This is a genomic window from Pseudomonas sp. PGPR N4, from assembly GCF_059693665.1.
The window spans coordinates 325,947-338,624 of the sequence record NZ_JCAUKV010000001.1; the positions used below are offsets into that span (position 1 = coordinate 325,947).

At 62.9% G+C, this 12,678-nt stretch carries 14 protein-coding genes; 10 read left to right on the forward strand and 4 right to left on the reverse strand.

Annotated features, from left to right (window positions below; all coding sequences use genetic code 11):
* The first annotated feature begins 11 nt into the window (after window positions 1-11).
* From AC58X1_RS01340 to AC58X1_RS01375, 8 genes are all read left to right on the forward strand, one after another.
* Window positions 12-1,355 (forward strand): LLM class flavin-dependent oxidoreductase, encoded by a 1,344-nt coding sequence (locus AC58X1_RS01340; protein ID WP_220633465.1) that lies wholly within the window; start codon window positions 12-14, stop codon window positions 1,353-1,355.
* Window positions 1,352-2,395: an L-glyceraldehyde 3-phosphate reductase gene (gene mgrA / locus AC58X1_RS01345; RefSeq protein ID WP_497428157.1), complete on the forward strand. Its 1,044-nt coding sequence runs from the start codon at window positions 1,352-1,354 to the stop codon at window positions 2,393-2,395. The genes AC58X1_RS01340 and mgrA overlap by 4 nt, the downstream gene beginning before the upstream one ends.
* 3 nt (window positions 2,396-2,398) lie before the next feature.
* Window positions 2,399-3,328: an aliphatic sulfonate ABC transporter substrate-binding protein gene (locus tag AC58X1_RS01350; protein WP_150571880.1), complete on the forward strand. Its 930-nt coding sequence runs from the start codon at window positions 2,399-2,401 to the stop codon at window positions 3,326-3,328.
* Window positions 3,329-3,448: 120 nt separating this feature from the next.
* Window positions 3,449-4,069, forward strand: coding sequence for a LysE family translocator (locus tag AC58X1_RS01355; RefSeq protein ID WP_103437089.1), 621 nt, complete (start codon window positions 3,449-3,451; stop codon window positions 4,067-4,069).
* 21 nt (window positions 4,070-4,090) lie between these two features.
* Window positions 4,091-4,993, forward strand: coding sequence for an alpha/beta fold hydrolase (locus AC58X1_RS01360; RefSeq protein WP_497428158.1), 903 nt, complete (start codon window positions 4,091-4,093; stop codon window positions 4,991-4,993).
* Window positions 4,994-5,091: 98 nt separating this feature from the next.
* Window positions 5,092-5,628, forward strand: coding sequence for a sigma-70 family RNA polymerase sigma factor (locus AC58X1_RS01365; protein WP_101318804.1), 537 nt, complete (start codon window positions 5,092-5,094; stop codon window positions 5,626-5,628).
* 11 nt (window positions 5,629-5,639) lie between these two features.
* Window positions 5,640-6,572, forward strand: a complete 933-nt coding sequence (locus AC58X1_RS01370; protein ID WP_497428159.1) for a FecR domain-containing protein — start codon at window positions 5,640-5,642, stop codon at window positions 6,570-6,572.
* Window positions 6,573-6,653: 81 nt separating this feature from the next.
* Window positions 6,654-9,071, forward strand: coding sequence for a TonB-dependent siderophore receptor (locus AC58X1_RS01375; RefSeq protein ID WP_497428160.1), 2,418 nt, complete (start codon window positions 6,654-6,656; stop codon window positions 9,069-9,071).
* A gap of 45 nt (window positions 9,072-9,116) precedes the next feature.
* On the opposite strand, the gene AC58X1_RS01380 is transcribed toward AC58X1_RS01375, so the two are convergent.
* Window positions 9,117-9,719 (reverse strand): eCIS core domain-containing protein, encoded by a 603-nt coding sequence (locus AC58X1_RS01380; protein ID WP_409035081.1) that lies wholly within the window; start codon window positions 9,717-9,719, stop codon window positions 9,117-9,119.
* The gene (locus tag AC58X1_RS01385) at window positions 9,716-10,270 is read right to left on the reverse strand and encodes a TetR/AcrR family transcriptional regulator (protein WP_150569460.1); all 555 of its coding nucleotides are present in this window, start codon (window positions 10,268-10,270) and stop codon (window positions 9,716-9,718) included. Before AC58X1_RS01385 ends, AC58X1_RS01380 begins: the two co-directional genes overlap by 4 nt.
* 89 nt (window positions 10,271-10,359) lie before the next feature.
* On the opposite strand from AC58X1_RS01385, the gene AC58X1_RS01390 reads away from it, so the two are divergent.
* Both AC58X1_RS01390 and AC58X1_RS01395 read left to right on the forward strand, forming a co-directional pair.
* Window positions 10,360-11,091 (forward strand): SDR family oxidoreductase, encoded by a 732-nt coding sequence (locus AC58X1_RS01390; protein WP_188035796.1) that lies wholly within the window; start codon window positions 10,360-10,362, stop codon window positions 11,089-11,091.
* Between the two features lie 24 nt (window positions 11,092-11,115).
* The gene (locus AC58X1_RS01395) at window positions 11,116-11,706 is read left to right on the forward strand and encodes a 2-hydroxychromene-2-carboxylate isomerase (protein WP_497428161.1); all 591 of its coding nucleotides are present in this window, start codon (window positions 11,116-11,118) and stop codon (window positions 11,704-11,706) included.
* Here AC58X1_RS01395 and AC58X1_RS01400 read toward each other — a convergent pair.
* Window positions 11,703-11,999 (reverse strand): DUF7693 family protein, encoded by a 297-nt coding sequence (locus tag AC58X1_RS01400; protein ID WP_178080760.1) that lies wholly within the window; start codon window positions 11,997-11,999, stop codon window positions 11,703-11,705. The genes AC58X1_RS01395 and AC58X1_RS01400 overlap by 4 nt on opposite strands.
* Before the next feature lie 8 nt (window positions 12,000-12,007).
* Window positions 12,008-12,553 (reverse strand): cupin domain-containing protein, encoded by a 546-nt coding sequence (locus AC58X1_RS01405; RefSeq protein ID WP_101318818.1) that lies wholly within the window; start codon window positions 12,551-12,553, stop codon window positions 12,008-12,010.
* Window positions 12,554-12,678: the final 125 nt, after the last annotated feature.

Genomic DNA, 12,678 nt, shown 5'->3' on the forward strand with positions numbered 1-12,678 from the left:
GAGTAACTCCGATGAGTACAGCACCCCGTCAACTCAGCCTCGGCGCCTTCATCATGGCCACCGGGCACCACGTCGCCGCCTGGCGTCATCCAGACGTGCCGGCTGATCCGCTGGACTTCGCCATCTACCGGCGCGTAGCTCAGGCTGCCGAGGCGGCCTGCTTCGACGCACTGTTCGTCGCCGACAGCGTGGCCGCGCCGAGTGATGCCCTAGCCAGCCACAGCGCACGCTCGGTGTACTTCGAGCCACTGACATTGCTGTCAGCACTCAGCGCAGTGACCGAGCGCATCGGCCTGATCGCCACGGCTACCACCAGCTACAACGAGCCGTACCATGTGGCGCGCAAGTTCGCCTCGCTCGATCACTTGTCCGCCGGCCGCGCAGGCTGGAACCTGGTAACCTCGGATGCCGCCGCCGAGGCTGGCAATTTTGGCCGCAGCGCGCATATCCCGCATGGCGAACGCTATGCCCGCGCTCGCGAGTTTCAGCAGGTGGTGCAGGGGCTGTGGGACAGCTGGGCGGATGATGCGTTTGTCCGCGACAAGGCCAGTGGCGTGTTCCATCACGCCGATGGCGTGCGTGCCCTTGAACATGTTGGCGAGCACTTTCGCGTCAAAGGCCCGCTCAATGTCGCTCGCACGCCCCAGGGCAGGCCGGTGCTGGTGCAGGCCGGCTCGTCCGAGGCCGGACGCGAGCTGGCGGCCGAAACTGCCGAAGTGGTGTTTACCGCGCAGCCTTCACTGGCCCGGGCGCAAGCGTTCTATGCCGACCTCAAGGGCCGCTTGGCGCGCTACGGGCGCGAGCCGGATGCGCTGAAGATCATGCCCGGCGTGTTCATCGTGGTGGGGCAGAGCGAGGCCGAGGCGCAGGACAAGGCCGAGCAGTTTCAGGCGCTGGTCGACCCACGGGTAGGCGTGGCCTTGCTCGGGCGCATGCTCGGTAACTTCGACCTGTCCGGCTACCCGCTGGACGGCCCGTTGCCGGAGCTGCCACCGACTGAGGACGGCCAGCGAAGCCGCCAGCAGTTGCTCACCGAGCTGGCCGGCAGCGAACAGCTGACCCTGGCCCAGCTTGGCCAGCGCATCGCCGGTGGCCGCGGCCACTACAGCCTGATCGGCACGCCGACGCAGATCGCCGACGAGCTGCAGGCCTGGTTCGAAGGCGCCGCCGCCGACGGTTTCAACGTGCTGGTGCCGCACTTGCCGCAGGGCCTGGAAGACGTCGCCCGCTGGGTCGTGCCCGAGCTGCAGCGCCGTGGGCTGTTCCGCCGTGAATACCAGGGGCGCACCCTGCGTGAGCATCTGGGCCTGCAAGTGCCGGCCAATCCCTTCTTTGCCAAACGAGGTCAACCATGAGCTACACCGCCCACCCCGAGCGCTATGCGCGCATGCCGTACCGCCGCGTCGGCCGCACTGGTCTGGTCCTGCCGGCGTTGTCACTGGGCCTGTGGCACAACTTTGGCGATGCCACGCCGATCGACACCCAGCGCGCGCTGCTGCGCGCGGCGTTCGATGCTGGCATCAATCACTTCGACCTGGCCAACAACTACGGCCCGCCGTACGGCAGCGCCGAAAGCAACTTTGGCCGCTTGCTGCGCGAAGACCTGCGCGCCCATCGCGATGAGCTGATCATCTCCAGCAAGGCTGGCTGGGACATGTGGCCTGGGCCCTACGGGCAGGGCGGCAGCTCGCGTAAGTACCTGATCTCCAGCCTCGATCAGAGCCTGACGCGGCTGGGTCTGGACTACGTCGATATCTTCTATTCGCATCGTTTCGACGCCGACACGCCGCTGGAAGAAACCGCGATTGCCCTGGCCGATATCGTCCGCCAGGGCAAGGCGCTGTACATCGGTATCTCGTCCTATTCGGCGGGCAAAACCCGCGAGATCGCAGCATTGCTGCAAGCGCTGAATGTGCCGCTGCTGATCCATCAGCCCTCGTACAATCTGTTCAACCGCTGGATCGAACAGGACCTGCTCGACACCACCGCAGAGGTCGGCGCCGGGGTCATCGTGTTCACTGCGCTGGCCCAGGGGCTGCTCACCGACAAGTATCTGCAGGGCGTGCCGACTGATGCGCGGGTCAACCGTGCCGGCGGCAGCTCGCTGCGCGCCGAGCATTTGTCCGAAGCCAATATCGCTCGCGCCCAGGCGCTCAACGAGATCGCCCACCGGCGTGGCCAGAGCCTGGCGCAACTGGCACTGGCCTGGACCCTGCGCGATCCACGCGTGAGTTCGGCCCTGATCGGCGCCAGCCGGCCCGAGCAGATCATCGAGAACGTCGCGGCTCTGGACAACCTCGCGTTCAGCGCCGAGGAGCTGGCCGAGATCGACCAGTTCGCCGTGGAAGGCGGGATCAACCTCTGGGAAAAACCCTCGACCGACTGGAAGGAGTAAGCCATGACTATTGTTCGCCTGGCCGCAGCACTGCTGTTGGCCCTCGCGGGGACTGTGCAAGCGGCAGATCCGGCCAGTTTGCGCATCGGCTACCAGAAGGGCTCGATCAGCCTGGTGCTGGCCAAACAGCACGGTTTGCTCGAGCAGCGCTTTGCCAATACCAAGGTGCAATGGATCGAGTTTCCGGCCGGGCCGCAGATGCTCGAGGCGCTCAACATCGGCAGCCTGGATATCGGCTCGACCGGCGATATCCCACCGATCTTCGCCCAGGCGGCCGGTGCCGATCTGCTCTACATCGGCGCCGAGCCGGCCAAACCGCAAGCCGAAGTGATCCTGGTGCCCAAAGCCAGCACGCTGGCCAGCGTTGCCGAGCTCAAGGGCAAGCGCATCGCCCTGCAGAAAGGCTCCAGCGCGCACAACCTGCTGTTGCGCAGCCTGGCCAAGGCCGGCTTGAGCATCCGCGACGTGCAACCGGTGTACCTGGCCCCGGCCGATGCCCGCGCGGCGTTCGAGCGCGGCAGTGTCGATGCCTGGGCGATCTGGGACCCGTTCTATTCGGCTATCGACGTCGAAGGCAAGGCGCGGGTACTGGCGGACGGGCAGGGCTTGGGCCTGATCGGCCCGTTCATGCTCGGCGCGCGGGGCTATGTCGAAGCCAACCCCGAATTCGTCGGCCAGTTGCTTGAGCAGATAAGCCAGGCCGAGGCGCTGACCCGCAGTGACGAGGCCGGCAGTATCCGCACATTGGCGGACTTCATGGGCATGCCCGAAGAGGTCGTGCGGCGCAGTTTCAGCCATCGTCCGGCGTCGCCAGTGCTTGCTGTCAGTGACGAAATCATCGCCGCGCAGCAGCGCACGGCACAGTTGTTTTTCGACAACCGCTTGCTGCCCAGGCAGGTGCAAATTGCGCCGGCAGTGTGGCGGCGACCGTGATCTATCCCGCAGCAGTACAAAATGTGTATCTGCTTATTTGAGGCTAACTGTATAGGTGGGCGGGCGAGGGCGCTGGGCTACTGTGGGCGCACAACATCTACCCGCTCGGGACACTTGCTCATGTTTGCCTCCTTCGACCTGCTGATGGCGTTCGTACTGTTCGCCTTCGTATCCTCCATCACTCCGGGGCCCAACAACACCATGTTGCTGGCCTCAGGGGTCAACTTCGGCGCGCTGCGGACCATTCCCCACGCGCTGGGGGTCAGTATCGGCTTCATGCTGATGGTGCTGGGAGTGGGCTTTGGTCTGGGTGAAGTGTTCAAGGCCTGGCCTGTGCTGTACACGGTATTGCGCTATGTCGGCGCTGCCTATCTGCTGTACCTGGCGTACAAGATCGCTACCTCCGGGCCGATCTCCGCCAACGGCAAAAGCACGGCCAAACCGATGACCTTTCTCGGCGCTGCGGCGTTTCAGTGGGTCAACCCGAAAGCCTGGGTCATGGCTGTTGGCGCCATTACCACCTACACCCCAGCGCAAGGCTACGTGGTCAACGTGATCGTGATTGCTGCCGTATTCGCCCTGGTCAACCTGCCTAGCGTTGGGATCTGGGTAATGTTCGGCAGTGCCTTGCGCAACCTGCTGCAGAATCCGCGCTGGCTAATGCTGTTCAATGTCCTGATGGCCGTGCTGCTGGTGATATCGCTTTACCCGCTGCTGTTTGTACAATCGGCGTTTTCCTGAACCGGCGAGTACAGCCAAGCGATGCAATTGATCCCCTGGTCTCACGACTGCTCCGAAGGCTTTACCCTGCGCGGCTGGCGCACGCCGGCCAGCGGCAAGCCGTTGTTACACTTTCTGCATGGCAATGGCTTTTGCAGCCTGACCTATCAACCCCTGCTGATGCGCCTGGGTGATCACTTCGACCTGTGGCTGAGCGATGTGCAGGGCCACGGCGACAGTGACCATGGTGGGGTGTTTCGCGGCTGGAACCGCTCGGCTGAGTTGGCGGTCGAAGCCTTCGAGGCTGGCCGAGGCGAGTACGGCGCGGTGCCATGCTACGCGCTGGGGCACAGCTTTGGTGGCGTGCTGACTGGGCTGATCGTGGCTAATTATCCGCAATTGTTCGAGCGCGCCGTGCTGCTCGACCCGGTTATCTTCAGCCAGCGCATGCTCGTCACCATGGGCGCTGCCCGGCTGTTTGCCCTGCACCGCAGTCATGGCCTGGCGCGCAAGGCGGCCACCCGGCGCAGCCACTGGCCTGACCGCGAGGCGGCTTTCGCTGCGTTGCAGGGCAGGGGGATTTTCAAAGGCTGGCACGACTCTGCGCTGCGGGCCTATGTCGAGCATGCGATCGGTGATTGCGGCGAGGGGGTGGTGCTCAAATGCCGGCCTGCGCGTGAGGTCGATATTTTCAGTTCGTCGCCGCAGCGGTTGTGGTCGAATCTGGCCAGGATCAGCACGCCTACGTGCATTCTCTATGGTGAGCAGACGTACCCGTTTGTAGTGGCGTCGGTGCAGCGGCTGGCTGCGCTCAATCCGCAGGTGAGCAGCCAGGCGGTGGCGGGAGGGCATTGTTTCATGCAGGAAGATCCGGCAGCGGCAGCACCGCGGATCGCGAGTTTTCTTGATCATCAAAAGGTTTCAGACTCTGTAGCGATGCAGTAACCCTGGGTCATAGCAGGGTAATTGCCCTGTCAAGGCCGTCCCGGTATAGTGCGATCAATTCTCAAATGCGATTGCATCGCTCACAGGACTCCAGCGTTATGGGCTCGGCTTCTTCCCGCGACTTATCCGCCCATGGCGACATCCACGGCCTGTATGTCGAGCACCACGCCTGGCTCAAGCGCTGGCTGTGGCAGCGGATGGGCTGTCGTAGCGATGCCGCCGACCTTACTCAGGACACCTTCCTGCGGTTGTTTCGCCCCGCAGTTGCGCCCCGCGCATCCGACCTGCGCCAGCCGCGTGCTTACCTGGCCACTGTTGCGCGCCGTTTGATGCTCAACCTGTACCGTCGCCGCTCGGTTGAGCAAGCCTGGTTGCATACCCTGCAACAGATGCCTGAGCAGTGGGCTGCGTCGGCCGAAGAGCAGTATCTGATCCAGGAAGCCCTGCAACTGATAGATTCGCTGCTGCACGGCCTGCCTTCGGTGGTGCGCCGGGCGTTTCTGCTGTCGCAGCTCGAAGGCCACAGCCATGCGCAAATTGCCATGGCACTGGGGGTAACGGTGCGCAGCGTGCGGCGTTATCTGACCCAGGCGATGGAGCATTGCATGCTGCTCGCCATGGCCGATGAGCGGTGAGCGAACGGCCGTTGGAGCGACACATCGTTCGCGAGGCCGCGCGCTGGTACATACGCTTGAACGGCGCCGAGCATAGTCCTGCACTACAACTCCGATTCGAGCGCTGGCGCGATCAGCACCCGGACCACGCGCGCGCCTGGCAGTTGGCGCAGCGGGTAAGTGAGCAGTGGCAAGGCGTTCCCGAGGGCGTCGCGTTACCCACCCTGGAACGAGCCGATGGGCTCAGCCGTCGTGCTGGCCTCAAGGCGCTGATGGTGCTGATGACCACCGCTCCTGCTGCGCTGGTGGCCTGGCGGCAGACCGATTGGCTGGCCGATGAACGTACAGCGATTGGCGAGCAACGCGAGCTGACCCTGATCGACGGTACGCGCCTGGCCCTCAATACCCAAACTGGCGTGGACATCGTTTTCGATGCCAGCCAGCGGCTGCTGCGCTTGCGTGGCGGGGAGATCCTCGTTATCACCCACCCGGACAGCCTGAGCCGACCGCTATCGGTGCAGACCGAGCAAGGCATCATCCGTGCACTGGGCACGCGCTTCAGCGTGCGTCAGGAGGGCAACGACAGCCAGGTCAGCGTGTTCGCCGGCGCCGTCGCCATTCAGCCTGTGCAGGGCGGCAGCGACTTACACCTGAGCGCTGGGCAGAGCGCCCATTTCGACCGCCGTCAGGTGTCGAGCCCAGCGCCATTGCTTACCGGCGCTGGCGAGTGGGCCAGCGGTGTGCTGCGCGTCGAGCGGATGCCCCTCAACCTTTTCGTCGAAGAACTGAACCGCTACCGAGCCGGCTGGGTGCGATGCGATGCACAGGTCGGGCAATTGCTGATCAGCGGCGCGTTCCTGTTGCGCGACACCGACCTGATCCTCAGCGCAGTGTCCCGGGCGCTGCCAGTGCAGGTGGTGTATCGCACGCGGTATTGGGTGAGTTTGCAGGCGCGAACCGTCTGAAAAAAAGTCTGCAGCGCCTGTCCGCTTTGCCAGCGCTCGCGTGTCCTCCAGGCACACAGATCTTTTCGATTCGGAGTCTGCATGCCTTTGTCATTTCGTTGCTCACCAATTGCCTGCGCCGTGCAGGTCACAGCTCTGGCTGTGAGCCTTAGCGCCAGTCCCTCGTTGTTTGCCGCCAGCAACCTGCACTACACCATCTCGCCAGGGCCGCTGGGCCAGGTGCTGTCGAGCTTTGCCGCACGTTCGGGCATCAATCTCGCCATCGAACCGGCGCTGGTAGAGGGACGCCAGAGTGCCGGCCTGCAAGGTGAATTTGCGCTGCAGGCGGGCTTTTTACGCGTACTGGCCGGTAGCGGTTTGCGGGCGGTTGATCACGGCAACGGCGTGTACGTACTGGCGCCGATCCTCCAAACGGACGCAGCGCTGGAACTCGACGCCACGCAGGTCGTCGACACCCGCTTCAGCAGCACCATTGGCGACGGACCAGTGCCGGGTTATGTGGCCAAACGCACCACGGTCGGCACCAAGACCGACACGCCAATCAATGAAATCCCGCAAAGCATTTCGGTGATTACCCGCGATGAAATGGACCAGCGTGGTGTACAGGATTTCAATGCCGCTGTGGCCTATACCCCCGGGATTCGCGCGTTGGACTACGCAGGCGGGCAAGGCGCCCCGGATATCTTCCTGCGCGGTTTTCGTGCCTTCAACCTGTTCGGTCTGTATCAGGATGGCCTGCGCACCGGCTTCAACCAGTACGACACCAACTTTGAAACCTTTGGCCTGGAGCGAGTCGATGTGGTCAAAGGTCCCGCTTCGGTGCTGTTCGGGCAGATGGCGCCGGGTGGGGTGGTCAACATGACCAGTAAACGCCCGCAGGAAACGCCGATTCGTCATCTCGAAGTGCAGTACGGCAGCTTCGACCGGCGCCAGCTGGGTCTTGATGTCGGTGATCAGCTCGATAACGACGGCACCCTGTTCGGTCGGCTGGTCCTGCTACAGCGCGAGAGCGACACCCAGGTCAGGCACGCCCCTGATGACCGCACTTATGTAGCGCCGTCCCTCACCTGGAAACCCGACGATGCCAATACGCTGACGCTGCTTGGCAGTTACAGCAAGAGCCGTACGGGTGGCTCGGAGCAGAGTTTTCCGTTGATTGGTACCGTGCGCAAAAGCCCCTATGGCCATATTGATTCAGACACCGACCTGGGCTGGAAGGGCAGCTATTACCACAGCGAAAACACGGTCATCGGCGTGCAGTACGAGCATCAGTTCGACAATGGCTGGAAGCTGCAGCAAAACCTGCGCTACATGCATTCCAATGTTGGTTACCTGTCCAGTGGTCCTGATGTGGTACTCAACGCCGACGGCCGTACCCAGGACATCGGTTTGCAACTGCGGCCCAAAAACAGCGATACCTTCCTCATTGACAATCATCTGCAGGGGCTGGTCGACACGGGTCCGTTGCAGCACATGTTGCTGGCCGGTCTGGATTATTCGCACTACAAGGCACGCGAAACGCGCCGTAACGGCGACCCCGATCCTGAGGTCGAGATGATCGATCTGTATCGCCCGGTCTACGGTGGTGGGGCCATCTGGTACGACCCTTTGCAGCGCTCTACCGACACCCGTTTGCAACAGGTCGGGCTGTACCTGCAGGATCAGATCAAGCTCGACCGCTGGGCGCTGACCCTGGGTGGCCGTCAGGATTGGTCCACCGCCTGGGAGGAGGGCTTGTACTTCGGTACAGAGCAGGTTGATACCGTGCAGCGTGACCGCAAATTCACCGGCCGCGTGGGCCTTGCCTACCTGTTCGACAATGGCATCGCACCCTATGCCAGCTACAGCACTTCGTTTCAGCCCAACCCGGAAGCCTACCGTGACGGCACGCTGTTCGAGCCGACTGAAGGCCGCCAGTACGAGGTTGGCGTTAAGTACCAGCCGCCCGGTTATGACGCTTTCATCACCGTTTCGGCGTTTGATCTGGTGCAGACGAATGTCTCCACCACCGATCCGGTCAATCCCGGTTTCTCGGTGCAGAGCGGCGAAGTGCGTTCACGTGGCATCGAGCTGGAAGGCAAGGCCAGCCTCAGCCATGAGCTGAACGTGCTGGCGTCCTACGCTTACCTGGATGCCGAGATCACCCAGGACAACAGGTTCGAGGGCAACGCGCCGCGGGCGACTGCGCGCAATACCGCCAGCCTCTGGCTCGACTACACGATCGCAGACGGTGCGCTCAAAGGCGTAGGTATGGGGCTTGGACAGCGCTATGTTGGCTCGTCATATAACGTGCAGCACACCGCGAAGACGCCCCATTACCTGCTGACCGACTTCACCTTGCGTTACGACCTGGCGGGTAACGGGCTGGACGGTATGAGGGTGTCGGTTACGGCCAGCAACCTGTTCGACAAGCACTACTTCCAGCCGGGCTTTTACGAAGACTCGGTGCTTTACGGCAACCGGCGCAACGTGATTGCCAGCCTGAGCTACGACTGGTAGCGGCGCTGGCCCGGAGCCCTTTCAGGCGGTAAGGGGCTGATGCAATCAGTGCGCCTGCCCAGACTGTTTTTTACGCAAGGCAGCCGCCACCTCGGCCTCGATCGCGTAGGCCGGGGCTTCCAGCTCGTTGTAGTTGCGCGTGTAGCGCCGGGCGAACTCGCTGACGCCCAGCTCTTGATACTGCTGTACATGCTTGAGCTCATGGGCCCACAGCGCGACATTGTTCTCGGCATCGCTGGCATGGCGGAAGATCACCGTGTCGATCAAGGTCACCGCGTTCACATCGGGGTTTTGCAGCAGGGCATTGGCGGCGCTGACCTGCTGTTGGTCACCGACCCGGTAGCGCACGGCGTCGAGCACGGCAAAGTCGTACCAGGCGTCTAACTGAACGCGGATATGTAGCGGGATCGGCTCGGTGCCGAGTGCAGTGGCGTCGGCCTGAGCTTGTTGCAGGGCGAAGACCAGGCCGCTTGAGGCCATGTGTTCGACATCCTGCAGGATCTGCCCAGCCTGGCCGGGGTCGAAGGGGGTGCAGAAACAACCCATCAAGCACACTTGATACTGGCCCGCCGGGCAGGTGTCTGCGGCAGCTGCAGGTCGGGCCAGGGCCAGGGTCAGGCTGAGCCACAGCAGCAGGGCAGGCCTCAAGCGAGCACCTTGGCGACCAGGCTGCGGCTGGCCTGCAGCAGTTCGCTTTGCACGGTTTCGCTGGCCAGCATGCGCCCGACCACCACCGCGCCGACACATTGGCTGATCAAGGCCCAGGCCAGTTCAGGATCATCCAGGGTCTCGCTCCAGGCTGCATGCAGTACGACCAACCAGTGCTCTGCCTCCTGGCGTACGGTTTGGTCGGCGCGGGCGATCTCCACCGCCAGTGGCGGCAGTGGGCAGCCTTGTTCGGCGTTATGCAGATGGGCCAGGCTCAGGTACTGCTCCAGGCAGCGGGCCAGATGATGGCGTTCGGCGCCGCGCGCGGCCAGGCGGGCGAGGGGGCTGTTACTCAGCTCACGGCGAACGATCTCGCTGAACAGGTCGTCCTTGCACGGGAAGTGGTTGTAGAACGCGCCGCCGGTGAGGCCAATAGCTTTCATCAAATCAGCCACGCCGGTGCTGGCGAAGCCGCCGCGCTTGGCCAGTGCGCCACTGCTGGCGATGAGTTTTTCGCGGGTCTGCAGTTTGTGTTCAGTGGAGTAGCGCATCCAGATGATCTCCGCGCCCGGGCTTGACGGTGGTCGGATCATAACATAGCGTTCGTTTACTAAATGATCGTTCACCAATGGAGGTGGCCGTGGCGGAACAAGACAAGGTGGTGCTGGTGATTGGTGCCGGCGATGCGACCGGCGGGGCCATTGCCAAGCGCTTTGCCCGCGAGGGTTATATCGCCTGTGTGACCCGTCGCGACGCGGCCAAGCTGCAGCCGTTGCTGGACGAGATCAATGCCGAGGGTGGCCGGGCGCATGGCTTTGGCTCCGATGCGCGCAGCGAGGAGGACGTCGCCAGCCTGATCGAAACCATCGAGCGCGATATCGGCGCGATCGAAGCTTTCGTGTTCAATATCGGCGCCAATGTGCCGTGCAGCATCCTCGATGAAACCCCGCGCAAGTTCTACAAGATCTGGGAGATGGCTTGCTTTGCTGGTTTTCTGACCGCTCAGGCAGTGGCCAGGCGCATGGTCACTCGCGAGCGCGGCAGCATCATCTTCACCGGCGCCACCGCCGGCACCCGTGGTGCGGCGGGGTTTGCCGCGTTCGCCACCGCCAAGCATGGCCTGCGGGCGCTGGCGCAGAGCATGGCGCGGGAGCTGGGGCCGCGTAATATCCATGTTGCCCATGTAGTGGTCGATGGGGCCATTGACACCGCGTTCATTCGCGACAACTTCCCTGAACGGTATGCGCAAAAAGACCAGGACGGCATCCTCGACCCTGCGCACATTGCCGACAGTTACTGGTTTTTGCATGCCCAGCCCCGCGATGCCTGGACCTTCGAGCTGGACCTGCGGCCGTGGATCGAACGCTGGTAAAACTGCCCTTCAAAGGATCGAGCGATGAGTAAATCCGTGGAGTTTTTCTTCGACCTCGGCAGCCCAGCCAGTTATCTGGCCTGGACGCAACTGCCCGAGCTATGTGCGCGCCATGCTGTGCAGCTGGTCTATCGGCCGATGCTGTTGGGGGGCGTGTTCCAGGCGACCGGCAACGCATCGCCAATCATGGTCCCGGCCAAGGGCCGCTACATGATGCTCGACCTGCAGCGGTTCGCGCAGCGCTATGGCGTGGCATTCGGGCTGCCAGCTGGCTTTCCGCTCAATACCCTGGGGTTGATGCGCGGGGTGACGGGCATGCAATTGCAGGCACCTGAGCGCTTTGAGGCCTTGCTTGCGTTGCTGTTCAACGCACTTTGGGCAGAGCAACGCGCACTGGGCGATGCGCAGGTGTTGGAGCAGACGTTGGCTGCTGGCGGTTTCGATCCACAGCAGTTCGCCGAGCTGGCAGCGCAAGTCGAGGTCAAACAGGCATTGAAAGCGGCAACCGAGGAAGCAGTTACGCGCGGCGTATTTGGCGCGCCGACCTGTTTTGTCGAGGGGCAGATGTTCTTTGGTCAGGACCGGTTGGACTTTGTCGAACAGGCCTTGCGCTAGCTATCCAGGCCTAGCAGTAGCTCAATCTGTCGGCGCTCCCAGATGCTTAGCAGCTCGACCGGGTTGGTGCCGTAGCGCTGCCAGCTGTCACCGTTGCTGCTGACACCTTGCGGGTTGCAGCAGCTGGCGCAGTGGGCGAGGCCTTCGGGATCGATGATCAAACTCAGTTGCCAGCCGGCGCTGCTGACTTCGATCAGGTCTGGGCGCGGGCGCGCACAGACCTGCAACGGCTCCACCCCCATCGCAACATCACGCAGGCATTGGTATACCTCACGGCTGCTGGGCGCGCGCATGCTGTCGATCAGAAGTTGGCCGGGGTGTTGGCGCTGATGATCTCAGCCTCGTCCTGGCCGATGTTCTTGAAGCTGTGGGCCAGGGTAGTGGGAATGTAGTAACCATCGCCGGCATTGAGCACGCTGACCTGGCCGTCTACCCACAGCTCAATGGTGCCGCGGGTAACCAGGCCGCATTCTTCGCCTTCGGCATGCACGATCGGCTCGCCGGAATCGGCGCCAGGCGCATACAACTCACGCAGCATACGCATCTGCCGGCCTTCGACGCTGGCACCGACCAGCAGCATGCGCAGGCCGTTGCGGCCCAGGTCGGGCTGGTCGCCGCCGCGGAAGACAAAGCGCTCTTCGCGCACCGGGGTATCGAAACTGAAGAACTCCGCCAGGGACATGGGGATGCCTTCAAGCAGCTTTTTCAAGGAACTGACAGAGGGGCTGACGCGGTTTTGCTCGATCTGCGAGATGGTCGAATTGGTCAGGCCGCTGCGGCGAGCCAGTTCTCGTTGCGAGAGGCCGTTGCGTTCACGCACCAGTTTGAGTCGTGTCCCCGTGTCCATTAGCCGCCTTGTCTGTACTGATGAGTGGTGTAAAAAATAATAAGCGACGCATTAAAACACACTCTTGTCAGCAACGCGCTGCGCATCTAAACGGCGCTGGTCGTGGTGGCTTGAGTCACGGCCAG

Coding starts and splice junctions, on each gene's coding strand:
- AC58X1_RS01355 (WP_103437089.1), top strand. CDS start 3,449: ATGTTTGCCTCCTTCGACCTGCTGATGGCGTTCGTACTGTTCGCCTTC.
- AC58X1_RS01385 (WP_150569460.1), bottom strand. CDS start 10,270: ATGCGCTACTCCACTGAACACAAACTGCAGACCCGCGAAAAACTCATC.
- AC58X1_RS01395 (WP_497428161.1), top strand. CDS start 11,116: ATGAGTAAATCCGTGGAGTTTTTCTTCGACCTCGGCAGCCCAGCCAGT.
- AC58X1_RS01360 (WP_497428158.1), top strand. CDS start 4,091: ATGCAATTGATCCCCTGGTCTCACGACTGCTCCGAAGGCTTTACCCTG.
- AC58X1_RS01405 (WP_101318818.1), bottom strand. CDS start 12,553: ATGGACACGGGGACACGACTCAAACTGGTGCGTGAACGCAACGGCCTC.
- AC58X1_RS01375 (WP_497428160.1), top strand. CDS start 6,654: ATGCCTTTGTCATTTCGTTGCTCACCAATTGCCTGCGCCGTGCAGGTC.
- AC58X1_RS01400 (WP_178080760.1), bottom strand. CDS start 11,999: ATGCGCGCGCCCAGCAGCCGTGAGGTATACCAATGCCTGCGTGATGTT.
- AC58X1_RS01350 (WP_150571880.1), top strand. CDS start 2,399: ATGACTATTGTTCGCCTGGCCGCAGCACTGCTGTTGGCCCTCGCGGGG.
- AC58X1_RS01340 (WP_220633465.1), top strand. CDS start 12: ATGAGTACAGCACCCCGTCAACTCAGCCTCGGCGCCTTCATCATGGCC.
- AC58X1_RS01365 (WP_101318804.1), top strand. CDS start 5,092: ATGGGCTCGGCTTCTTCCCGCGACTTATCCGCCCATGGCGACATCCAC.
- mgrA (WP_497428157.1), top strand. CDS start 1,352: ATGAGCTACACCGCCCACCCCGAGCGCTATGCGCGCATGCCGTACCGC.